General features: G+C 70.7%; 20 protein-coding genes and 1 pseudogene. 12 read left to right on the top strand and 9 right to left on the bottom strand.

Annotation, left to right across the window (positions count from 1 at the left end; genetic code table 11):
• Positions 1-90: 90 nt before the first annotated feature.
• Positions 91-1239 carry an acyl-CoA dehydrogenase family protein gene (locus tag EER30_RS13755; protein WP_127500814.1) on the bottom strand — a complete coding sequence of 383 codons (1149 nt, stop codon included), beginning with the start codon at positions 1237-1239 and terminating at the stop codon, positions 91-93.
• A 59-nt stretch (positions 1240-1298) separates the two neighbouring features.
• Between EER30_RS13755 and EER30_RS13750 the strand changes: the two genes are divergently transcribed.
• The 3 genes from EER30_RS13750 to EER30_RS13740 all read left to right on the top strand — a co-directional run bounded on the left by EER30_RS13750 (position 1299) and on the right by EER30_RS13740 (position 3793).
• Positions 1299-2210, top strand: coding sequence for a 5'-3' exonuclease (locus EER30_RS13750; RefSeq protein WP_127500813.1), 912 nt, complete (start codon positions 1299-1301; stop codon positions 2208-2210).
• 44 nt (positions 2211-2254) lie between these two features.
• On the top strand, positions 2255-3148 hold the full coding sequence (locus EER30_RS13745; RefSeq protein ID WP_240670005.1) for a helix-turn-helix domain-containing protein: 894 nt from the start codon (positions 2255-2257) through the stop codon (positions 3146-3148).
• A gap of 66 nt (positions 3149-3214) precedes the next feature.
• Positions 3215-3793 (top strand): dihydrofolate reductase family protein, encoded by a 579-nt coding sequence (locus EER30_RS13740; protein ID WP_127500812.1) that lies wholly within the window; start codon positions 3215-3217, stop codon positions 3791-3793.
• 8 nt (positions 3794-3801) lie between these two features.
• Here the strand turns inward: EER30_RS13740 and EER30_RS13735 are convergent, their stop codons facing one another.
• Positions 3802-4275, bottom strand: coding sequence for a GNAT family N-acetyltransferase (locus tag EER30_RS13735; RefSeq protein WP_127500811.1), 474 nt, complete (start codon positions 4273-4275; stop codon positions 3802-3804).
• Between the two features lie 53 nt (positions 4276-4328).
• On the opposite strand from EER30_RS13735, the gene EER30_RS13730 reads away from it, so the two are divergent.
• Entirely contained in the window at positions 4329-4916 is a 588-nt protein-coding gene (locus EER30_RS13730) for a TetR/AcrR family transcriptional regulator (RefSeq protein WP_127500810.1), read from the top strand.
• Here the strand turns inward: EER30_RS13730 and EER30_RS13725 are convergent.
• Positions 4857-6269: an MFS transporter gene (locus EER30_RS13725; protein ID WP_255436606.1), complete on the bottom strand. Its 1413-nt coding sequence runs from the start codon at positions 6267-6269 to the stop codon at positions 4857-4859. The two genes, EER30_RS13730 and EER30_RS13725, sit on opposite strands and share 60 nt — an antisense overlap.
• A gap of 56 nt (positions 6270-6325) precedes the next feature.
• On the opposite strand from EER30_RS13725, the gene EER30_RS13720 reads away from it, so the two are divergent.
• From EER30_RS13720 to EER30_RS13710, 3 genes are all read left to right on the top strand, one after another.
• Complete coding sequence (locus EER30_RS13720; protein WP_127500809.1) at positions 6326-7360, top strand: Gfo/Idh/MocA family protein; 1035 nt, start codon at positions 6326-6328, stop codon at positions 7358-7360.
• 77 nt (positions 7361-7437) lie between these two features.
• Positions 7438-10428: a putative bifunctional diguanylate cyclase/phosphodiesterase gene (locus EER30_RS13715; RefSeq protein ID WP_127500808.1), complete on the top strand. Its 2991-nt coding sequence runs from the start codon at positions 7438-7440 to the stop codon at positions 10426-10428.
• Positions 10429-10481: 53 nt separating this feature from the next.
• On the top strand, positions 10482-11138 hold the full coding sequence (locus EER30_RS13710) for a GNAT family N-acetyltransferase (RefSeq protein WP_205650228.1): 657 nt from the start codon (positions 10482-10484) through the stop codon (positions 11136-11138).
• Between the two features lie 297 nt (positions 11139-11435).
• Here the strand turns inward: EER30_RS13710 and EER30_RS13705 are convergent.
• The 3 genes and pseudogenes from EER30_RS13705 to EER30_RS13695 form a co-directional block, all read right to left on the bottom strand.
• Positions 11436-11918: pseudogene (locus EER30_RS13705) on the bottom strand (transposase); the annotation flags it as partial.
• Positions 11919-13212: 1294 nt separating this feature from the next.
• Entirely contained in the window at positions 13213-14388 is a 1176-nt protein-coding gene (locus EER30_RS13700) for an acyl-CoA dehydrogenase family protein (RefSeq protein WP_240670004.1), read from the bottom strand.
• Between the two features lie 103 nt (positions 14389-14491).
• A complete protein-coding gene (locus EER30_RS13695) occupies positions 14492-14914 on the bottom strand; it encodes a DUF1810 domain-containing protein (RefSeq protein WP_127500805.1) in 423 nt (140 codons plus the stop codon).
• Positions 14915-15137: 223 nt separating this feature from the next.
• Between EER30_RS13695 and EER30_RS13690 the strand changes: the two genes are divergently transcribed.
• The 3 genes from EER30_RS13690 (at position 15138) to fliQ (ending at position 16711) form a co-directional block, all read left to right on the top strand.
• On the top strand, positions 15138-15749 hold the full coding sequence (locus tag EER30_RS13690) for a hypothetical protein (protein WP_127500804.1): 612 nt from the start codon (positions 15138-15140) through the stop codon (positions 15747-15749).
• A 13-nt stretch (positions 15750-15762) separates the two neighbouring features.
• Positions 15763-16371 carry a maleylpyruvate isomerase N-terminal domain-containing protein gene (locus EER30_RS13685; protein ID WP_127500803.1) on the top strand — a complete coding sequence of 203 codons (609 nt, stop codon included), beginning with the start codon at positions 15763-15765 and terminating at the stop codon, positions 16369-16371.
• A gap of 70 nt (positions 16372-16441) precedes the next feature.
• Complete coding sequence (gene fliQ, locus EER30_RS13680; RefSeq protein ID WP_127500802.1) at positions 16442-16711, top strand: flagellar biosynthesis protein FliQ; 270 nt, start codon at positions 16442-16444, stop codon at positions 16709-16711.
• 31 nt (positions 16712-16742) lie between these two features.
• Here fliQ and EER30_RS13675 read toward each other — a convergent pair whose 3' ends face one another.
• Positions 16743-17486: a hypothetical protein gene (locus EER30_RS13675; RefSeq protein ID WP_127500801.1), complete on the bottom strand. Its 744-nt coding sequence runs from the start codon at positions 17484-17486 to the stop codon at positions 16743-16745.
• 232 nt (positions 17487-17718) lie between these two features.
• On the opposite strand from EER30_RS13675, the gene EER30_RS13670 reads away from it, so the two are divergent.
• A complete protein-coding gene (locus tag EER30_RS13670) occupies positions 17719-17979 on the top strand; it encodes a hypothetical protein (RefSeq protein ID WP_127500800.1) in 261 nt (86 codons plus the stop codon).
• Between the two features lie 9 nt (positions 17980-17988).
• On the opposite strand, the gene EER30_RS13665 is transcribed toward EER30_RS13670, so the two are convergent.
• Positions 17989-19104: an ROK family transcriptional regulator gene (locus EER30_RS13665; protein ID WP_127500799.1), complete on the bottom strand. Its 1116-nt coding sequence runs from the start codon at positions 19102-19104 to the stop codon at positions 17989-17991.
• Between the two features lie 91 nt (positions 19105-19195).
• Between EER30_RS13665 and EER30_RS13660 the strand changes: the two genes are divergently transcribed.
• A complete protein-coding gene (locus EER30_RS13660) occupies positions 19196-20458 on the top strand; it encodes a YbiU family protein (protein ID WP_127500798.1) in 1263 nt (420 codons plus the stop codon).
• 9 nt (positions 20459-20467) lie between these two features.
• Here EER30_RS13660 and EER30_RS13655 read toward each other — a convergent pair whose 3' ends face one another.
• Positions 20468-20950, bottom strand: a complete 483-nt coding sequence (locus tag EER30_RS13655) for a hypothetical protein (protein WP_240670003.1) — start codon at positions 20948-20950, stop codon at positions 20468-20470.
• Positions 20951-20998: the final 48 nt, after the last annotated feature.

Below are 20998 nucleotides of genomic sequence, written 5' to 3'. Positions count from 1 at the left end.
CCCCCTCGGGACCGGGCCCCGGCGTCGATCACCGGGGCTGGCTCCAGCCTTCCCCACCGGGCGTGGCGCCACCCCTGGCCGGGATCGGGATCACACCGCCGGCTTGACGAGGGCCCGGCTGATCACGACTCGCTGGATCTGGTTGGTGCCCTCGACGATCTGCAGCACCTTGGCCTCACGGAACCAGCGCTCGGCCGGGTGGTCGCTGACGTAGCCGGCGCCACCGAGCACCTGCACCGCGTCGGTCGTGACTTTCATGGCCACGTCGGTCGCGAACAGCTTGGCCTTGGCCGCCTCGATCGCGAACGGCCGTCCCGCGTCCTTGAGCCGGGCCGCCGACAGCAGCAACGCCCGCGCGGCCGAGATCTGGGTGGCCATGTCGGCCAGTATGAACCCGATGCCCTGGAAGTCGGCGATCGGCCGCCCGAACTGCTCACGTTCCTTCGCGTACGACACCGCGTAGTCGAGCGCGGCCTGCGCGAGCCCGACGGCACAGGCCGCGATGCCGAGCCGCCCCGAGTTGAGCGCCTCCATCGCGATCGCGAACCCGGCGCCCTCCTCCCCCACGAGCCGGTCGGACGGGATGCGGCAGTCCTCGAACACGATCTGGGCCGGGGCCGACGACCGCAGGCCCATCAGCTTCTCGGCCTGCTGAGGCAGCAGCCCCGGGGTGCCCGCGTCGGCGAGCAGCAGCGAGATGCCCCGGGCGCCGGGACCACCCGTACGGCAGAAGACGTTGTAGAAATCGGCGTCGCGGGCGTGCGTGATCCAGGCTTTGGTGCCGGACACGACCCAGTCGTCGCCGTCGCGCGAGGCCTTGGTGGTCAGCGAGGCCGCGTCGCTGCCGCCCTGGGGCTCGGAGAGGCAGTAGGCGCCGAGCAGTTCGCCGCCGAGCATGTCGGGCAGCAGCTTGCGCTGGCTCTCGCTGCCGTGGGCATAGACCGGGTAGCACGACAGGGTGTGCACGCTGACCGCCTCGGCGACCGCCAGCCAGGTGCCGGCCAGGACCTCGATCACCTGCAGATAGACCTCGGCGGGCTGGGCGGCGCCGCCGACCTCCTCGGGGTAGGGCAGCCCCAGCAGGCCGGAGCGGCCCAGGGTACGCAGCACCTCGCGGGGGAACTCGCCACGGGCCTCGAAGTCGTCGACCTTCCCGGCGAGCTCGCGGGTGCACAGCTCACGGGTCAGATCGAGCAGGTCGTAGGCCTCGGCGGTGGGCAGCAACCGATCAACTGTCACCCGGTCAGCTTAACGAACGTTAGGGAGGCGGGGGAACAGGCGGTCGGTAGTGTGTCACAGTGACCGCACAGCCCTTGCTCGCCGTCGACGCCCCGAGCCTCTACTTCCGCGCCTTCCACGGCATCCCCGAGAAGGCCGCACGCACGAGCGCCGGGGAACCGGTGAACGCCATCCGCGGCTTCATGGACATGCTCGCCCAGCTCATCCGCACGAGACATCCGGACCGGATCGTCTGCGCGCTCGACGCGAGCTGGCGCCCGGCGTGGCGGGTGGCGCTGGTCCCGTCGTACAAGAAACACCGCGTGGCCCACGGCGACGTCGAAGAGGTGCCGGCGTCGCTGGAGAAGCAGGTCCCGATCCTGCTCGAGGTGCTCGCGGCGGTGGGGATCCCGGCCTTCGGCGTCGAGGGCTACGAGGCGGACGACGTACTGGGAACCCTGGCGGCGACCCAGCCGGCGCCGGTCGAAGTGGTGTCGGGCGACCGCGACCTGTTCCAACTGGTCGACGACGACCGGAAGACCCGCCTGCTCTATTGCGGCCGGGGCGTGGCCAAACTGGAAGACGCGGACAACGCTCTGGTCGAGACGAAGTACGGGGTTCCGGCGAAGTTCTACGCCGACTTCGCGGCCATGCGAGGCGATGCCAGCGACGGGCTGCCCGGTGTGGCCGGCGTGGGCGAGAAGACAGCCGCGCGGCTCGTCACCCGCTACGGCGGCATCGACGACATCCTGGCGGCGCTGGACGACCCGCAGGCCGGGTTCGCCCCCGGCGTGAGGACCAAGCTCGACGACGCGCGCGAATACCTGGCCAAGGCACTGCCGGTCTGCAAGGTCGCGCTGGACGTCGAGCTGCCGCCGTTCGATGCTGCGATTCCGCGGTCGCCCAGGAACCCGGAGGAGTTTCTGGTTCTCGCGGAGCGGTGGAATCTTGCCAGTTCCGCCAAGCGATTGGTTGACGCTCTGGCCGGTTAGGCGCGCTTACGCTGGGACCTCCTGGTGGAAGGTGACGCCAGGAAATGGGTCACCCCGCACCCTGCGCGCTGGTCGTGCCGTCGGCGATGCTGTGCGGTGTGGAATACGTGTCCAGAGTCCCGCGGCCGCCGCTGGACGGGCTGATCGACGACCTCTACTACCTCGACGGGACGCCGCCCTACACCCGGCTGACGCTGCCACCGATGCCGGCGGCGCTGCTCATCGTCAACCTCGGGCCCGCGTTCCGCATCCGCGGCGGCACCGACATCGAGATGGCCGAGTACGCCGACGGCTGCGTGGTCACCACGCCGGCCCGCGCGCTGGAGTTCGGCTACCCACCCCGGACCCGGTCCGTCGGCGCGCACGTCAAGCCGTGGGGGCTGGCGCCGTTCCTGCCGATGCCAGCGGTTGAGCTGTGCGACCGGCCGGTGACGATCGAGCAGGTCTGGGGCCGGGCCTCGGTCGCCGAGCTGCGGGACCGGATGGCCACGGCGGCCGGGCCGCACGAGATGCTGACGCTGTTCGAGGACGAGCTGATGCGGCGGCTGCACGAGACCGACGGCCTGGGGCTGGTCCGCCACACGAGCGGGGTGCTCGCGGCGACCGGCGGGGCGGTGGCGATCGGTGACCTGCGGGTGGCGGCCGGTGTCAGCAGCACTCATCTGGCGCAGCGGTTCAAGGAGCTGGTCGGCGTCACGCCGAAGCGGCTGGCCCGCACCTGGCGTTTCACCGCCGCCGTGTTCGCGATCGACCCCGCCGGGCCGATCGACTGGGGCGAGATCGCCGGCGGCGCGGGCTACTTCGACCAGGCTCATTTCGGCCACGAGTTCCGGGAGTTCACCGGGTTCACGCCGACCCGCTACATCGAGGTCCGACGGCGGTTCATGCGCGAACATCCGGGTCACATGTTCGACGGCTGGCCGCTGCCGGCCGATTGATTTCTTACAAGAACGACGGCTCACGGCACGCTAATTTGAGGGCTCCCGAAAGCAGAGGAGAGCCCGGTGGGCAAGGTGGTCATGTACGGCTCGGTGTCGGTGGACGGCTTCGTCGCGGACGAGAACGACCAGCCCGGACCGTTGTTCGACTGGTTGACCGGCGGTGACATCCCGTTGGACGACAGCGGCGTGCTGAAGGTGTCGCAGACCTCCTACGACTACACCCGGGCGTACTGGGACCGGATCGGGGTGACGATCGCCGGGCGGCACGTCTTCGATCTGACCGACGGCTGGGACGGGAAGCCTCCGGCCGGGGTAGACCACGTGGTCGTCGTGACACACCGGCCGGCGCCCGAGGGCTGGGACCCCGAGGCGCCGTTCTACTTCGTCGACGGCGTCGAGGCAGCGGTGGCCAAGGCGCGGGAGCTGGCGGGTGACCGCATCGTCGAGGTCGCGGCCGGCGACGTCGGTGGGCAGGTGCTGGCCGCGGGCCTGGTCGACGAGGTGCGCATGGATGTCGTACCCGTCGTGCTCGGTTCGGGCAAGCGCTTCTTCGGGTCGGTCGACGCGCAGCACCTGCTGGAGGATCCTGACGTGATGCCGGGCAACCGGGTGCTGCACCTGAGCTTTCGGGTGCGCCGATGACCGTTTCCTCACAACGGGATCGAATAGGTCTGCCCGAGAAGTTCAGGCCCGAACTCCGAGTAGGGCGTCTCGGCGACGAGCTGGAACCCGCGCGACAGATAGAGCCCCCGGGCCGGGGCGAGATTTCCGGTGGTCCAGAGACGCATCCGCGAATAGCCGGCCTTACGGGCGAACTGCACGCACGTGTCGACGAGCTGCCCGCCGACCCCGTGCCCGCGGGCGTCGGGATGCACGAGCAGCACGCGCAGCACGGCCACACCGTCACCACCGTCGACGCAGAGGACCGACCCCACCCGGCGGCCGTCCAGTTCGGCGATCCAGCCCGCCTCGCGCGCGGGGTCGTACCCGGCCCCGAAGTCGGCCATGATCCGGGCGACCATCTTCTCGAGCGTGGTGTTCCACCCGTACTCGGCCGGGTAGAGCTCGCCGTGCGCGAACACCACCCACCCGAGATCTCCCGGTTCTCCGATCTCGCGGATCACCCTGCCACCTCCCGCTGGTGAAACGATCGTTTCAGTAAGGAATACTAGCCCGCATGGCCCGGGGACGGCGAGAAGAGCTTCTGGAGAAGGCGTACGCCTACGTGCGCGACAACGGCATCTCCGACATGTCGCTCAGGCCGATCGCGGCCGCCGTCGGCTCGAGCCCGAGGGTCCTGCTCTACCTGTTCGGCAGCAAGGACGGTCTGATCCGCGCGCTGCTGGCCCGAGCGCGCGCCGACGAGCTCGCGGCACTCGACCAGCGCCTCCCGCGGGGAGCCGATGCCGCGGGGCTGGCCGTCTGGGACTGGCTCGCCCGCGACGAGAACGCCTCGCTGCTGCGGTTCTGGGTCGAGGCGTACGCGCGCTCGCTCGGCACCACCGCGGGGCCCTGGGCCGGGTTCGCCGCCGAGACCGTGGCCGACTGGCTCGACGTACTCGCGAAGGCTCAGCCGGCCGAGGAGCGCGACTCCCCCACCGGCCTCGCCCATCGCACCGCCGTCCTGGCTGTCCTCCGGGGTGCCCTGCTCGACGTGCTGGCCACCGGAGACGTCGACCGTACGACCGCGGCTGTCCGACACGCGTTAGCCGGCGGCGACGGGCGTCCGCCGGGCCGAGATGACGTCGGTCACGCCCGCGCCTAGGGCGATCACCACGAACCCGATGGTCAGCCACAGCGATCCCCGGAACGCGCTGCCCCAGTCGTTGTCGCTGCCGGCGAGGCGATTGAAGAACAGCGAGCCGACCGCCGCGATCCCCACCGCGGTGCCGATCCGCTGACCCGTCTGCAGCACCGCCCCGGCACTGCCCGCTCGCACCACGGGCACCTCCGACAGGGTCAGCGCCTGGTTCGGGCTGATCACGAGACCGCTGCCGATCCCGGCCACCAGCAGCGGGAACGCGGCCGCCCATCCGCCGCTGTGCCCCTGCACGGCGTCGAGGGCGAGATCCGTACCGACCAGGCCGACGATCACGAGCACCAGACCGAGCACGACGAGCTGACGACCGAATCGGTGCACGAAACGCCCGCCCACGGCCGCGCCGGCCGCCGAGCCCAGCGCGAACGGCGTGATCGCGAGACCGGCGGCGAGGGCGCTGTAGCCGAGCCCGGACTGCAGGTACAGCGTGTAGATGAAGAAGATCGTGGTGAAGCCGGCGAAGTACAGCAGGCCGATCAGCGCGCCCAGCGAGTACGACCGCACCTTGAACAGCGACAGGTCGACCAGCGCGGTCCGCGTGCGGCTGTAACGGCGTTCCCAGACCACGAACAGCGTCAGGACGACGGCCCCGGCCAGCACGAGCAGCCACTTGGCCGGGGTGTGCCATTCGCGCTCCTGCACCAGCGGCAGCAGCACGAGCACCACACCGACGCCGAGCAGTCCTACGCCGACGGGGTCAAGACTTTCCGTACGACCCTTGGTTCCGGCCGGGATCCAGCGGTGTCCCAGCCACACGGCCACCGCGCCGATCGGGATGTTCAGGTAGAAGATCCAGCGCCACCCCTCGGCCGGGCCGAACCCGGCGATCAGCAGTCCGCCCAGCAGCGGTCCGACCGCCGTGGAGATGCCGATGGTCGTGCCGAGCAGGCCGAACGCGCGGCCGCGCTCGCGAGGTTCGAACATCTGCTGGATCAGGCCGGAGATCTGCGGGTTGACGACGCCGGCGGCCGCGCCCTGCACGAGGCGGGCCACGATCAGCCACAGCGCCGACTGGGCCAGCCCGGCCGCCGCACTGGCCAGCGTGAACAGGATCAGCCCGGCCACGAAGACGTCCCGCCGGCCGCGGGCGTCGCCGAAGCGGCCGGCCGGGACGAGCAGCAGGCCGAAGGTGAGGGCGTAGCCGGAGAGCACCCATTGCAGTTCGGCCGAGCTCAGGTTCAGTTCGTCGCGGATGGAGGGCAGCGCGACGTTGACGATGCTCACGTCGAGCAGCGTCATGAAGCCCGCCACCAGGGCGACCGTGAGCGCCTTCCAGCGCGTCGAGGGATCCGGTGTCACGGACTGACCGGTTCCCCGGTCGATACCGGACTAATCCGCGATCTACTGTGTGCCCCATGACGTCGTTCGCGGTGGTGGGGTCCGGGTGGCGGGCCGAGATGTTCTGGCGGCTGGCGGCGGGGCTGCCCGAGCTCGAGTGTGTGGGCGCGGTGGTGCGCACGCCGCGCGACCTGCCGGTGCCGACGTTCACCTCGCTCGACGGGCTGCACCCCGATTTCCTGGTGACGGCCGTGCCGTGGGACGCGAACCCGGCCGTGATCACCGAGGCGGTCGAGCGGCGCATCCCGGTGCTGGCCGAGACGCCGCCGGCGCCCGGGCGTGACGGGCTGCTGGAGCTGTGGCGGCGCACCGGGGACACGGGTCTGGTGCAGGTGGCCGAGCAATACCTGCTGGTCCCGGCGCACGCGGCACGGCTGGCGGCGGTGCGGTCGGGGGTCATCGGCGAACCGACGCAGGTACAGGTGTCGTCGACGCACATGTATCACGCGGTGTCGCTGATCCGGGGCTTCCTCGGGCTGGGGCGCGGGGCGGTGACCGTGCGGGCCTCGCGGACGACGGCGCCGCTGGTCGACCCGCTGACCCGCGACGGCTGGACCGACGACCCGGCGCCGAAACCGGCCACCACGACGATCGCCACGCTCGACTTCGGCGACGGGCGGTCGGGGCTCTACGACTTCACCGACAACCAGTGGCACAACCAGCTGCGGTTCCGGCGCATCGTCGTGCGGGGCACGCACGGCGAGCTGCGCGACGACGAGGTGGTGCGACTGACCGAGCCCCGCACGATCGTGCGCTCGCCCCTCGTACGACGTCAGACGGGTTATGACCTCGATCTTGACGACTTCGACACCGACACGATCACGCTCGGCGACCAGGTGCTGTTCCGCAACCCGTTCCCGGGCCGGCGCTGGAACGACGAGGAGATCGCCATCGCGACCCTGCTGCGGCAGATGGCGGCGTGGGTGCGCGGGGAAGGCCCGCCGCCCTATCCCCTGGCCGACGGGGCGCACGACCACCTGGTCGCGCTCGCGATCGAAGAATCGGCTGATACAGATCGTACGGTGACAATTGCCGCACCTGAATGGCGGTAGATCCGGCCATTCGCTCAGTCCTCGGGCGCAACACCCGAACTAACACCCGGGGGCCGGGCGAGGGCGGAGGTGTTGCGATGGCGTCGCTGGTCCTGCGTGGCGTCTTCGGTCTCTGGATCGTCGCGCTGACCTCGTACTACTACCTCGCCGGCGATCTGCTGTTCACGTGGGCCCTGATCGGGTACTCGTGCGCCGCGATGGTGCTGGTCGGCGTACACCTCTACCGCCCGAGCCGCCGTCTGCCGTGGTATCTGATCTCGGCCGCGCTCGTCTCGTTCACGACCGGCGACACCTACTACAACGCCATCGCCTCGCGGGGCGTCGAGCCGGCCTTCCCCAGCGTCATCGACCTGCTCTACCTGCTGGTCTACCCGCTCCTCACCGGCGCCTTCCTGATCTTCGTACGATCCCGCAGTGGGGGCAGCAACCGGGCCGCGCTGCTCGACGCCCTCGTGCCCACGGTCGCCCTGGGCATGCTCTCCTGGATCTACTGGATCGCGCCGTTCACCCGCTCGCACGAGCTCACGGTCCTCGAGAAGATCGGCTCGGTCGGTTATCCGTTCGGCGACGTCCTCGCCCTCGCGATGACGCTGCGCCTGCTGACCATCCCCGGCAAACGCCCGCGCGCGCTGACCGCGATCACGGTCGCGATCCTCGGCCTGCTGTTCAGCGACATCATCTACGGACTGTCGCGGCTCAACAGCGACTGGACGCCGGGCGGCGCGGTCGACTCCGGCTGGGTGGTCTTCTACGCGATCATGGCCTGGGCCGCGATGCATCCGTCGATGCGGACGCTGACCGAGCCGCTGCCGCAGAACACGACCCTCGACGTGGGCGCGGGCCGCCTGCTCTGGCTGGCCGTCGCCGCCCTCATCGCCCCGGCCGTGCTCTACCTCGAGTGGATGAACGGCGGCAGCGTCGTCGACGCGCCGGTCATCGCGGCCGCCGCGGCCCTGATGTTCCTGCTGGTGCTGGCCCGGGTCAACGGTCTCGCGACCGCCCAGCGCCAGGCCCGGGCCCGGGAACGGGCGGTCCGTGACGCCGGCGCCGCCCTGTTCGCGGCGACCACCGAGGAGGAGGCCGGGCGGGCCGTGCGCGACGGGATCGCCACCCTGATGCCGGCCCCGTACAAGCTCGTCCTCAGCGGCGAAGCCGACCGGCCGCACACGCCGGGCCTGCGACACCTGCGCGCGGACGAGGTCCCGGCGGGCCTGCCCACGGGCGACTTCCAGCATTTCCTGTACGCCACCATGCCGCTGCCGGACGGCCGGGTCGGCGCCGGTCTGCTCGCCGGTCCGGCCGCGGTGCTGCGCGAGATGGCACCCTCGATCGAGGTGTTCCTCGGAAAGTTCGAGGTCGTCATGCAGCGCATCGGGCTGACCAGCGAGGTCAACCGGCGCGACAGCGAGGCCTACTTCCGCACCCTCATCCAGAACGCGTCCGACGTCATCCTGATCGTCGACGGCGACGACCTCATCACGTACGCCAGCCCGTCAGCCGACACCGTGCTCGGGCACGCCGACCTGGCCGGGACACCGCTCGGGTCGCTGATCGCGCTCAGCCACCACACCGCGCTGCGCGAGACCCTGAAGGCGATCCGCGCCGGGCACGAGACCGAGGCGACCGACCTGGCCGTGCTGCGCGCCGACGACCGGCTGCTGCAGGTCGAGTGCACCGGCCGCGACCTTCGCGACGATCCCACCGTACGCGGCCTGGTGTTGACCATCAGGGACGTGACCGAGCGCCGGGGCCTGGAACGGGACCTGTCGCACCTGGCCTTCCACGACGGGCTGACCGGGCTGGCCAACCGCGTGCTGTTCCGCAACCGGCTCGAGCAGGCGTTCACGCTCGCCGGCCGCGACGACTCCACCCTCGCCGTGCTCTTCATCGACCTCGACGACTTCAAAGAGGTCAACGACACCCTCGGGCACGCCGTCGGCGACCAGCTTCTGGTGCTGGTCGGCGCGCGGATCTCGGCCGCCATCGGCGTCGGCGACACGGCCGCGCGGATGGGCGGCGACGAATACGCGGTGCTGGTCGAACCCGGCCGCGACGCCACCCGGGCCGAGGAACTCGCCGGACGCATCATCGCGGCCCTCGCCGTACCGATCGAGGTCGACGACGGCATCGGCGGCACCCACATCGTCAGCGGCGCGTCCAGCGTCGGGCTGGCCACCAACCGCGAGGCCGGCTCGGCCACCGAACTGCTGCGCCAGGCCGACCTGGCCCTCTACCACGCCAAGGGCGAGCAGAAGGGCACCTGGCAGCGCTACCGCAGCGACCTCGGGAACCGCATGGTGCAACGCCTCGAGACCCGCACGGCGCTGCACGAGGCGATCGACGGCGAACAGTTCGCGGTCATGTACCAGCCGATCGTCGAGCTTGAATCGGCCGCGTACGTCGGCGTGGAGGCGCTGGTGCGCTGGCAGCACCCGGTGCGCGGGCTGCTCGGGCCCTACCACTTCATCGAGGTCGCCGAGGAGAGCGGCGCGATCGTCGAGATCGGCCGGTGGGTGCTGCGGACGGCGCTGGCCGAGTTCACCCGCATGCGCACCGACGACCCCGGCACGACGTTGCGCTACGTCAGCGTGAACGTCTCCGCACGCCAGTTCCGTACGGCCGGCTTCGTCGACCAGGTGCGCTCGGCGCTGGCCGACAGCGGCGCGCAACCCGCGTGGCTGCTGCTGGAGATCACCGAGAGCCTGCTGCTGCGCGACGTCGACCAGGTGCGCCACGACCTCGACGAGCTGCGGGCACTGGGCGTACGCATCGCGATCGACGACTTCGGCACCGGCTACTCGTCGCTGAGCTACCTGCGGCAGATGCCGGTCGACGTCCTCAAGGTCGACAAGTCGTTCATCGACGAGATCCTCGGCAGCGACCAGCAGCGTGCCCTGGTCGACGCGATCGTCACGCTGGCCCGCAACCTCGACCTGGCCGTCGTCGCCGAGGGCATCGAGGACGAGGGCCAACGCGCCGAACTGGCCGAGATGGGCTGCCCGTACGGCCAGGGCTACCTGTTCTCGAAACCGGTGTGGCCGCACGAAATCGTCCCGTCTCTCGTGTGAATTCGGGTTATTCGCTGGCGGTCATGGACCCGGGCAGGGCAGGGTCTTTAGACGTGCTCGAGAATCCCGTGTGGGCCGCCCTCTCGGGGCCGCAGGCCTGCTTCGCCGAGGCGTCCGGTGACGCCGCCCGCTACCACTCCGACGTCGCGCCCTGGTGCGCCGTCGCCGACCTCGGCAGCCCGGCCGCGTGGGCCGACCTCGCCGCGCTGACCGACTACGCCGTGCTCACCGCGCCCGCGATCACCCCGCCACCCGGCTGGGAGACGATGGCCGTCACGCCCGGCGTCCAGATGGTCGGCCACACCATGACCGGCGTCCACGACGACGAAACCGTACGCCTGACCGAGACCGACGTGCCCGAGATGCTCGAACTGGTCGAGCGGGCCAAGCCGGGCCCGTTCGGCAAACGCACGATCGAGCTGGGCCGCTATCTGGGGATCAGGCGCCAGGGCCGGCTGGTCGCGATGGCCGGCGAACGCTTCCGCCTGCCCGGCTGGACCGAGGTGAGCGCCGTCTGCACCGACCCGGAATTCCGCGGCCAGGGCTTCGCGGCCCGCCTGACGATGGCCGTCGCGGCGGCAATCCTGGAACACGGCGACCTGCCGTTCCTGCACGTGGCGGCGGAGAACTCGGCGGCCATCCGGCTCTATGAGCGGCTGGGCTTCCAGATCGAACACGAGGTGGTGTTCGCGGCCTACCGGCGGATGTGACAGTTCCACCGCTGTGCGAATCTTGATCACGGGCGTGACGGGACATCCAGACCGGCGCGCGGCAGGCCCCTTTCTCTGGGTCCTCTCCGGCGGGTCTCTGGGTCCTCTCTCCGGCGGGGCTCGACATCCGCGACCGTTCGGCGGTTGAAGATCTGCTCGCCACGGTGCGTCCCCAGGCGGTGATCCGCACGGCGGGCGGGGCGGTCCCGACGTGCGGCCGCTGACCGGTGTCGCCGCCCGGATCCTTCGGGGTGCGGCCGCGAGGGGTCGACGAGTAGGTAGCGGCGTCCTGCGACCCTGTTCGGCCAGCACGGCACCGACGAGGCGGATGATCGCGGCCCGGTTCGGGAAGATCCCGACGACGTCGGCGCGGCGGCGGATTCCTTTGTTCAGGCGTTCTTGCGGGTTGTTCGACCAGATCTGGCGCCGGAGCTCGCGTGAAGGTCGTCGCAGGCGTTCTCGAGTTGGTCGGCGGCGTCGGGGAACTTGGCCGTGATGGTGTCGAGCACGCGGGGGTGTTGACCTCCTCGGTGACGACCAGGCGGACTCCGGACAGGCCGCGGGCGTTCAGCGACCGGAGGACGGCCAGCCAGCCGGCCGCGTTCTCGTCGCTGCTGATGTCCAGACCCACGACCTCGCGGCGTTGACCCCGACCGCGACCAGGGTGTGGACGTTGATGATCCGGCCGTGTTCACGGACCTTGACGACCGGCGCGTCAAGCCACACGAACGTGTAAGGCCCACTGTCGAGGAGCCGGTTGCGAAACGCCTCAACCTGCGCGGCGAAGGTTTTCACCATCGCCCGCAGCAGATCAGGGCTCGCCGATTCCAGATGCTCGCGCAGTAGCTTGGGCAACGTTCAGACTCGCATTGCGCGATTATGTCAAGCCGGAATCCGGTGCTGCTTCTCGGAGAGAATGGCATGATCGGCTGTTAGCAGGTGATCTTCATGCCCGGGATAATTTATTCATGGCACAGCTAAGTCTCTTCAGCGATTCTCAGGTTGCTGCCATGCGCGACCCCACTAAGGCGCGTAACTATTGGCCGGGGAAAGAGGAGTTCCGCCGCGATCACGCGCTTCGGCGGCGTGAGGGTTTGAAGCAGCGTCACGCCTGGAAATTGTGCCGGAAGTATGGATGTTCGAGCGCCTGCTTCGCGGCCGGGATACATCCGTGCGAAGCAATTCCACCGTTGATCTGGGACGCCGACTGCAGTCCGCGGCGACCGTCTCTCGAGCCGCCCGAGGGGCAGTCACACCGGTCAGCCACGCAGCCGTCAGACCGGTCAACCGCGCAGCCGCCACACCGGTCAACCGCGCAGCCGCCACACCGGCCCACCGGGCCTGGCGTGACCACTTCCTTGCCGCCCTGTCCCAAGGCCGCCGAGCCGGCGCCTGCGGGCTCGACGCGAGAGGGCGAGCGGCCGAAAGAGCGCACCCGCAGCCGAGCGGGACATCCCGTTGGACCAGGCAGTGTCGGGCGAGCCGCCGGCCCTCGACGGCCGGGCCGGATTCGCCGGGCCGGGCCGCACGGTCTACTCCGGAGGAACACCGCCCAGCTCAGAGTTGACCACTCCGATCCCAGCTCCACGGCCCGCATCGGCCGCAACCCTGAACCGGGGCTCCGATCCCGCGACTGGCACTGGCAATTGCAGCGATGCCTGCCGCGGCCGCCGCCGATTCCCTATGCGCACGGCGCCTGACAGCGCGGCCCCATGCGCCGACACTTGGGCCGGACTGTCAGAAGCGACGGCGTCCTCCACGCGCGTCGCCTTGCCTCAAGCGGCCGGCGTCGACCAAACCGCGCAATCGCAAATGCACTGGCTGGGTGATGAAACGCGTTCGAACCCGCGGCACCCTGAGCAATACAAGGCGTTTTTGAGTCGCAGCAAACAACGATTGACGATTTTCGAAGGGACGAACAAAGGCGATCTTCGGCAAGGACTTGCATCCCGCGTCGCCGGCCGGTCGCGACAGGCGCCGGTTAGGCGGGTGCACGTCTGACCTGAATAAACGCACGGCCGATCCCAGGACCGAACGTGGTCAGTGAATCGCGCTGGGATGAAACAACGGTGGACTACAGCTGGCCGTGGTTCGGGGGCTGGACGTCGGACAATTCCCAGGCGGCCAGGTGGTGGTATTTCCAGTCGACGGGGTCGTGGACGCTGTGGGTGCGGGCGTTGCGCCAGTGGCGGTCCAGGTCGTACTTGCTGGCGGCTGAGCTGGTGCCGCACAACGCGAACAATTCCGAACCGGCCTCGACGGCTACCTCGCTGGCGAAAGCCTTCGCGGCGGCGACGGCCAGGGAACCGCGGGCGGCCGCGGCGGCGTCGGCGGGGATCAGGCCGATGTCGTCGAGGGTTCGGGCGGCCGCTTCGAGCAGAGCCTCGGCGGCGCGTACACGGGTCGCGAGGCGGCCGTAGCGGTACATGACGTGCGGGTCCTCGACGGCGCTGGACGCCCCGAACCGTACGGCCTCAGTCGACGGGCGGGCCTTCGAGCGCAGGTAGGTGCGCGCGTCGGCCAGGGCGCCGCCCGCGATGCCGGCCTCGATCGCGGAGTGGACGAGCTGCGCGCGGGCGCCGAGCTGCTGCGGGACCTCGTAGGCGTGCGCGTAGTCGACGGACAGGTCGACGGGCACGTCGGTGAACGTGGCGGTGCCGCTGATCGTGGCGCGCTGGCCGATCACGTCCCAGTCGGTGTCGACCGCGATCCCGGGGGCGTCGCGCGGGACGAAGACCAGGACAAGCCGACCGTCCTCACCCAGGGCGCTGACGGCGATCCAGGAGCTGGTCAGCGCGCCGGTCGTGTAGTACTTCACGCCGTTCAGGCGGCCGCCGGCGACGCGGGTCTTCAGATCCTGCGCGTGCTTGCCGCCGCGTTCGGCGAGGGCGTTGCCGATGCGGCGGCCGGCGAGCACATCGGCGTAGAGGCGTTTACGGGTCGCGGCGTCGCCGTGCGCGGCCAGCACGTCGACGAGCAGGAAGTGGGCCTGCGGGACCTGGGCGATCGCCGGGTCGGCCGCCGCGACCAGGCGGATCACCTCGGCCAGCGTGGACGGGCCGAGCCCGGCGCCGCCGTCGGCGGGCGGGACCGTGATCGCGAGCAGGCCGGATCCGTCGAGCAGGGCGAGCGCCTCGTGCGGGACCACGTCGGCGCCGTTGCGGTCGCGTTCGGCGGCTCCCGGGGCCAGGGCGGCGGCGAGTTCAGTGGCGGCGGTGACAGCTTCGGCATGCGTACGAATGGCGGGCACGCGGCCGATCCTAGTAACCATGCAGACGCGCGAGACTCGCCTCACGCGCGGGACCACCGACTGGGCCGCGCTGAGCGGCGTGAACGGCGGCTGTGCGGTTGTCTCAGGTGCTGCCGCGTACGCCCAGAAGTTTCCGGGTCTTTTCGTCGGGACCGTCGTAGAAGTGGGCGATGACCTGCTCGAACGGGGTGGGGTCGGCGGCGGCCGCGGCGAACAGGGTCATCGAGGAGCGCAGTTTGAGGTCGTCGGGGTAGCCGAAGATGTCGGTGGCAGTGCCGGACGCCTCGGTGAGGATGGCGGCGAGTTCGTGCAGGCGCGGTCCTAGGACGGGGTGGGCGAGGTAGGCGCGGGCCTCGTCGAGATCGCGGATGGCGTAGTGCTGGGCCGTGGCGCTGGAGCCGAGGCCGCTGAGCTGCGGGAAGACGAACCACATCCAGTGCGTGCGCTTGCGGCCGGCGCGCAGCTCGGCGACAGCGTCGGCATAGGCGCCGCTGTCCTGGGCCTGGACGAACCGGTCGAGACTCATCGGTTCAGGCTACGGCGTGATGCGCGGTCGTTCGCCTTCTCATCCTAGGACTCCCAGCGGTACCGACCTTCTCGAGCGGACTTTCTCGAGCGGACTTTCTCGAGCCGGCCTGCCCTGCCGGTTCCCGTGCCGGCGGCCGGCCACCGCCTCGCGCTTTTCCGGCGAACAGGACAAAGTTCGGAAACAGCGCCGGTACGCTCCCCCGCCACCGGACAATACGGCTATGTCGGACGGCGAATTCGTCGGGTACGCCGGGGCGCTGGCCCTCGGCGGTCTGGTGATGCTGGTCCTGGCCGTGCTCGGAACCGGCCAGGGCCTGATCCTGCGTGCCGCCGACGTGCTGGCCGGGCTGGCGTTCCTCGGCTACGCGGGCTATCTGATGGTGGCCGCGCCGTCGTCGCCGTTCATGTCGTGGTTCGTGATGGCGACGCCGGTGCTCGGGGTGGTCGTCGCCGTGGTCGCGCAACGTCACTCCGAGGTGCTCAGGAAACGCCTCGAGGAAAATCTGATGCCCCAGCCGTACGCGGGTCACGACGCGCCCGGGCACGCGGAACGGAAACCGTTCCCGTCGCCCCCGCCGCCGCTGGACCCGTCCTCGCCCACGCCGGCTCGCCCCCGGCCCACGGCGCAGGCCGAACGCGCCGGGAAGGAGATGCCCTCGGGGTTGCCGGCGATCTCCGGGCTCGGCGACCGGCCGCTGGAGGCGTCGGCGCGTCCCAAACGGCCGTCCGGATTGCCACCGGCCCCGACCGATTACCGGGCCCGGCACGACTCGGGCGAGAACGCCTCCCATGACTACGCCGCGGGCAGGCACCGCGCCGACGGGGAGTCCTGACTAGATTGTCGGGATGGACTTCCGCCGGACCTTCCGCTCCGCCGCCGTCACGTTCGTCGACCTGGTCGGCCGGGTCCCCGCCGACCGGCTCGACGGCCCCGGCCTGGGTTCGTGGACGCTGCGCGAGCTGATCGGCCACACGGCGAGCTCGGGCCTCGAACAGGTGCCCGGGGTGCTCGGGTCGCGCTCGGACGCCGTGAACGTCGAGGCGGCCGAGGGCTATTTCGCTTTCGTACGGGATGTGCCCGCCAACGTGCTGGCGGCGGCGATCGCCGCGTCCGGTGACGACGCTCGTCGCGCGACGGCGTTCCTCGACTCGGCCGGCGAGCTGGCCGGGCGGGCGACGCAGGCCCTCGCGGCGGTCGCCGACGACGACGTGGTGACGACACCGGTGGGCGGCATGCGCGTACGCGACTGGCTGCCCACGCGCACGTTCGAGCTGGTCGTGCACGGGTCGGATGTGGCCGCCGCGGCTGATGTGCCGGTCGAGTTCGACCCCGCGGTGGTGTCCGAGGCGACCCTGCTGGCGGCGCGGGTCGCCGTGGCGCTGGGCGACGGGCCGGTGGTGCTGAGTGCGCTGACGGGTCGTTCGTCCCTGCCTGAGAAGTTCTCGGTCGTCTGAACCGTCCGATCTCACCGAACTGCAACCGGTCTGCACTTGGCGCCGCCCCTTTCGGTCCGAACGGAGGGGTATGACCGACACGATGATCATCGAGCTGGGCCTCGGCGCCATGACCATCGCCGCCAAGATGTGCGCCCCGGTCCTGTTGACGGCGCTGGCGGTCGGCTTCGCGATCTCGCTGTTCCAGTCGGTGACGCAGATCCAGGAGGCGACGCTGTCGTTCGTGCCGAAGGCGGCGGCCGTGTGCGCGGCGCTGCTGTTCTCGGGAAGCTGGATGCTCAACGAGATGACGACCTACACGACGCAGTTGTTCGGCCGCATCCCGGATCTCATCAGCTGACCCGCTCGGCGACGTGTCGGCGTGCCGGAACCTACTCGGCCGGGCGGCGTGGTCGGCGTGGGAGCTTGGTGCCGGCGTGGGAGCGCAAGGCGGCCTGGGCGCGTAGCCGGGTGCGGGGCGAGAACTGGGCCGGCGAGGTGGGGCGCCTGAGGGTTCTCTTCGCGCCGGGCGGGCCGTAGAAGGCGAGCAGGTCGACGGTGTCGTGCGTCCGGGTGGGCTGCTCGCCGGCGGCGGGACGGGCGTAGGCGACCTCCTCGTCGGCGTACGGCGGGGCCGGGGCGGTCGCGCCCGCGTCAGTGTCGGTGGGGACGGCCGCACGGAAGAGCGGGAAGCGCTCGGCCACGGCGTCGGCGCGGTCGGGGCCGGCCAGGACCAGGGCTGCGGCCAGGTTCGCGACGGTCAGCGGGAGGCTGAGCAGCAGCCAGCCGGGCGAGGACAGGGCGGTCGTGGCGGCCAGCACGGCGGCGGCCACACCGGTGCCGAGCGCGGCGGCGGTGCCGACCCGGCGGATCGAGTAGTCGCCGAAGCCGGCGAGGCGGGCCGCGGCGGCGATGCTGACGGCGGCCAGCACCACGGCGACCAGCCACGACACGGTCAGCGGCCAGAGGTGTCGCCAGGTGCCGTCCTCGTCGCCGAACAGGAACAGCAGGAACGGAACGCCGACGACGGACGTCACCAGAAGCAGGACGGCGTCGACCGTGAGCACGACGGCCGCCGCCCCGAGCACGTCGACCCGATAGGTCCGCACGGACCGCGCTGCCTCAATGTCGGCCATCGATGAGCCGCCTCCCCGGGAATCCGTCCACGAACGATCTTGCGAGCTGCCGCAGAACCGTAACGTATCGACGCCGATGATGTCGCCCTCGTCGGGGGCCTCCCGCCCGTCCATCTGCTCGCGCGCGATGCCGGCATGGCGGCACCGCTCGCCACGGGGCTCCCGCAGAACCCGGAGTGTGTGCTGGGTCGCCCCACGATTCGGCGGGCCTGCCTGGGGGAATGGGACGCAGATGCAGCCCGAGAAGATCACCCAGACCGAGTACACCATTGAGCTGAACCGCCTGCACGGGCGCCGCGAGGAGCTCGAGGAGGCCGAGAGCACGCTGACGTCGCACGACCACGGCGGCGGCCTGCCCGCCGACGACCAGAACCGGCTCGCCCGGGTGCGCGGCGAACTGGCCGACGTGCTCCAGCAGATCGGCGACCTCCAGGACCGTTGGGCCGACGCCGGCCACGCCCGCCCCAACCCGGACGGCGCCCTCGGCGAGTAGGTTTCCGCTTCAGCGGCCGACGATGAGTTCGCGCAACCGGAACAGGGCGTCGGCGCGCGCGCCGGCGAACGACGGTTCGTCCTCGACGGCGGCGGCCCGCACCGGCACCGGTCGAGCCAGCCGCGCCGTCTCGGCCGCGAGGTCGTCGATCAGCGGCGTTCCCCACCGCCCGCCGACGATCACCAGTTCCGGATCGATCAGCGTCGTCAGCGCCGCGATCAGCCCGCCGACGGCGGTGACGACCTCGGGTGGCCGCCGTTCGAGCAGCAGTCCGACGTCGATCGCCGTCGAATGCGGCCGCCGCAGCCCGAGCGCCCCGAACACTTCGATCAACGGCATGGCCCGCCCCTCGGGCCCGGTCGTGATCAGGTGCGCCACCTCGCCCGCGAGCCCCCGATGCCCGCGCCGCACCTCGCCGTCGCTGACGATCGCGCAGCCCAGGCCCTCGTCGAGGTAGACGTACGCGAAGTCGTCGAGCGGCGTCACCGCGCGCTCGGCCTCGGCGGCCCAGTTGACGTCGTTGTCCACGATCACGGGCCCGTCCACCCGGCGGGCCAGCACGGTCACCGGATCGATCTCGCCGAGCAGGAACGGCGCGTCCGGCAGCTGCAACAGCCGCCCGCTGTGCCGATCGACCGGGTCGGCCGCGCTGACCACCGCGATGCGGGGCCGAGCCTCCAGTTTCAGCCCGACGTCGACGGCCAGGGTCAGGGCTGTCACCGTGTCGACGGCCAGGGCCAACGCCGCCGACACGTCTTCCGGGCGGGCGGGGCGGCCGATCGGCTCGTCGGCGCGGGCCAGGACGCTGCCGTACGCGTCGACACACTCGGCCACGACGCCCTCGGGGGCGATGCTGACGGCCAGCGCTGTTCCGACGTCGGGGGCGAGCGCGTAGTAGGAGCCGACGCGGCCACGCCCGCGCCCCCCGGGAGTGCGCTGGCCCGTGTCGACGACCAGTCCGGCCTCGGTCAGCCGGCGCACGCTCTCGCCGGCTGTGGGTTTCGAGATGCCGGTCTCGGTGGACAACTCGGCCCGCGTCAACAGGCGGTGCCGGAACAGCGCGCGCAGCACGTGCTCGTCGGTGATGGAGCGCAGAAGCTCCTGCGAGGGCTTGGCCGGTTCCACCGCGCCATTCTAGTCAGGGCTCTTGCCTAGAAGGGGTGCGGGGGCTTAACGTCGTTTCCAGTAAAGGGACATGACTAGAAGGAGGCCCGCCATGCCGCTCCCCCACTGGGAGGAGACGCCGACCGATCTGCCCGGCGCCGTTCGCGAGGTCAAGGCCGCCCTGCGGGCCCAGATCGCCGCCTCCGGCCGTACGGTCGAAGAGGTCTTCGCCGTTGTCGAGCGCCAGGTGGCCGGCGACGTCGCCGAGATCAACGCGGTTCGATCGCGGGGCGAGACGGTCTGGCCGGTCATCTCCTACGACGACATCGAGTCCGGCACGGTCAGCGCGGCCGACGTCGCCCAGCTGCGCAAACGCGGTTGCCTGGTCGTGCGCGGTCACTTCGAACGTTCGCAGGCCCTCGGGTGGGACGCGGAGATCGTCCGCTACGTCGAGGAGAACAAGTTCTTCGAGAACTATCGCGGCCCGGGCGACGACTTCTTCGGCAGCGTCGGCTCGAAGCCCGAGATCTACCCGATCTACTGGTCGCACCCCCAGATGGAGGCCCGGCAGAGCGACCGCATGGCCCGCGTGCAGGCATTCCTGAACAGTCAGTGGAAGCACACCTCCGAGGGCGTGCAGTGGTTCGACCCGGAGCGCGACTCGCTCTACCCCGACCGCATCCGCCGCCGCCCCGAAGGAGCCGACTCGGCCGGCCTGGGGACCCACCTCGACCCCGGAACGCTCGACCTGTGGATGACGCAGGCTTATCAACAGGCGTTCCGTCACCTGTTCAACGGCGATGTGGAGAAGTACGACCCGTGGGACGCGGCCTATCGCACGGCCGGCCCGCAATACCCCGGCTCGACCATGTGCTCGGCGTTCCGCACGTTCCAGGGATGGACGGCGCTGTCCGACATGGCCCACGACCAGGGTGTGCTCCACACCGTGCCGATCCCCGGCGCGATGGCGTACCTGATGTTGCGCCCGTTGCTGTCCGACGTGCCCGACGACGACATGTGCGAGGTTACGGTCAACCAGGTCTTCCCGGCCGGCGACAAATACCACGGCCTGCTGATGGACGCGAAGGCCGGCATCCCCGACGTGCGGGCCGGCGACTCGGTCTGGTGGCACTGCGACATGATCCACAGCGTCGCGCCGGTTCAGGACCAGAAGGGCTGGGGCAACGTCATGTACATCCCCGCCGCCCCGTGGTGCGAACGCAACGAGACGTACGCGGCCTCGGTGCGCGACGCGTTCCGGTCCGGCTCGAGCCCGTCCGACTTCCCCGCCGAACACTACGAACGCTCGTGGACCGGCCGCTTCACCGAATCCGACCTGAACGACACCGGCCGCCGCGGCCTCGGCCTGTCCTGACCCGCGCGTTCACACGGGGTCGGGCAGATACAGCGCCAGCTTCCTCTTGATCAGGGAGTTGAAGGCGTAGCCCCAGATGCGAACGCTTTGGAAGATGTGCGACCGGCCGGCGGAGAGATCCACGACCGCCGGCTGGGCCAGCACCGCGAAGCCGTCCACGTCGAGACGGGCGGGCCGCTGGGTGATGGCCACGGCGTCATCGCCGGCGCTCTCCGCCACCAGGATCGGCAGGACGACCACAGCGGACTGGAAACCGCGCCAACGACCCTTACGCTCGACCGCCAAGTCGACACTCTCGGCGGCGAAGTCGGCCAGCAGGTTCTGGTCGACGGGCCCGGCCTTCGCCGCGACGACGAGCAGATGCGCGCGGACCAGGGCGCGGGTCTCGGCCTTGTACCCGACCAGCCCGAGCGGCTCGTGCGTCACCGTGCCGCCGTCGGCGAGAAGCCGGTCCTCCAGGCCTTTCAGGTAGATGTCCGCGTCGATCGTCACCGATGTCTCCTCTTCTCCGAGATCAAGCCCGCGTACGGTTGTGCTCCG

The organism is Actinoplanes solisilvae, from assembly GCF_003999975.1.
Lineage (GTDB): Bacteria > Actinomycetota > Actinomycetes > Mycobacteriales > Micromonosporaceae > Actinoplanes > Actinoplanes solisilvae.
Note: the sequence above shows the minus strand (reverse complement) of the source record. Positions and strands in the feature narration are given on the sequence as shown.

Bases quoted from the DNA above. Each gene is read 5' to 3' on its own strand.
- EER30_RS13720 (WP_127500809.1), top strand. From the start codon at position 6,326: ATGACGTCGTTCGCGGTGGTGGGGTCCGGGTGGCGGGCCGAGATGTTC.
- EER30_RS13695 (WP_127500805.1), bottom strand. From the start codon at position 14,914: ATGAGTCTCGACCGGTTCGTCCAGGCCCAGGACAGCGGCGCCTATGCC.
- EER30_RS13660 (WP_127500798.1), top strand. From the start codon at position 19,196: ATGCCGCTCCCCCACTGGGAGGAGACGCCGACCGATCTGCCCGGCGCC.
- EER30_RS13685 (WP_127500803.1), top strand. From the start codon at position 15,763: ATGGACTTCCGCCGGACCTTCCGCTCCGCCGCCGTCACGTTCGTCGAC.
- EER30_RS13690 (WP_127500804.1), top strand. From the start codon at position 15,138: ATGTCGGACGGCGAATTCGTCGGGTACGCCGGGGCGCTGGCCCTCGGC.
- EER30_RS13745 (WP_240670005.1), top strand. From the start codon at position 2,255: ATGGGTCACCCCGCACCCTGCGCGCTGGTCGTGCCGTCGGCGATGCTG.
- fliQ (WP_127500802.1), top strand. From the start codon at position 16,442: ATGACCGACACGATGATCATCGAGCTGGGCCTCGGCGCCATGACCATC.
- EER30_RS13715 (WP_127500808.1), top strand. From the start codon at position 7,438: ATGGCGTCGCTGGTCCTGCGTGGCGTCTTCGGTCTCTGGATCGTCGCG.
- EER30_RS13730 (WP_127500810.1), top strand. From the start codon at position 4,329: ATGGCCCGGGGACGGCGAGAAGAGCTTCTGGAGAAGGCGTACGCCTAC.
- EER30_RS13670 (WP_127500800.1), top strand. From the start codon at position 17,719: ATGCAGCCCGAGAAGATCACCCAGACCGAGTACACCATTGAGCTGAAC.
- EER30_RS13675 (WP_127500801.1), bottom strand. From the start codon at position 17,486: ATGGCCGACATTGAGGCAGCGCGGTCCGTGCGGACCTATCGGGTCGAC.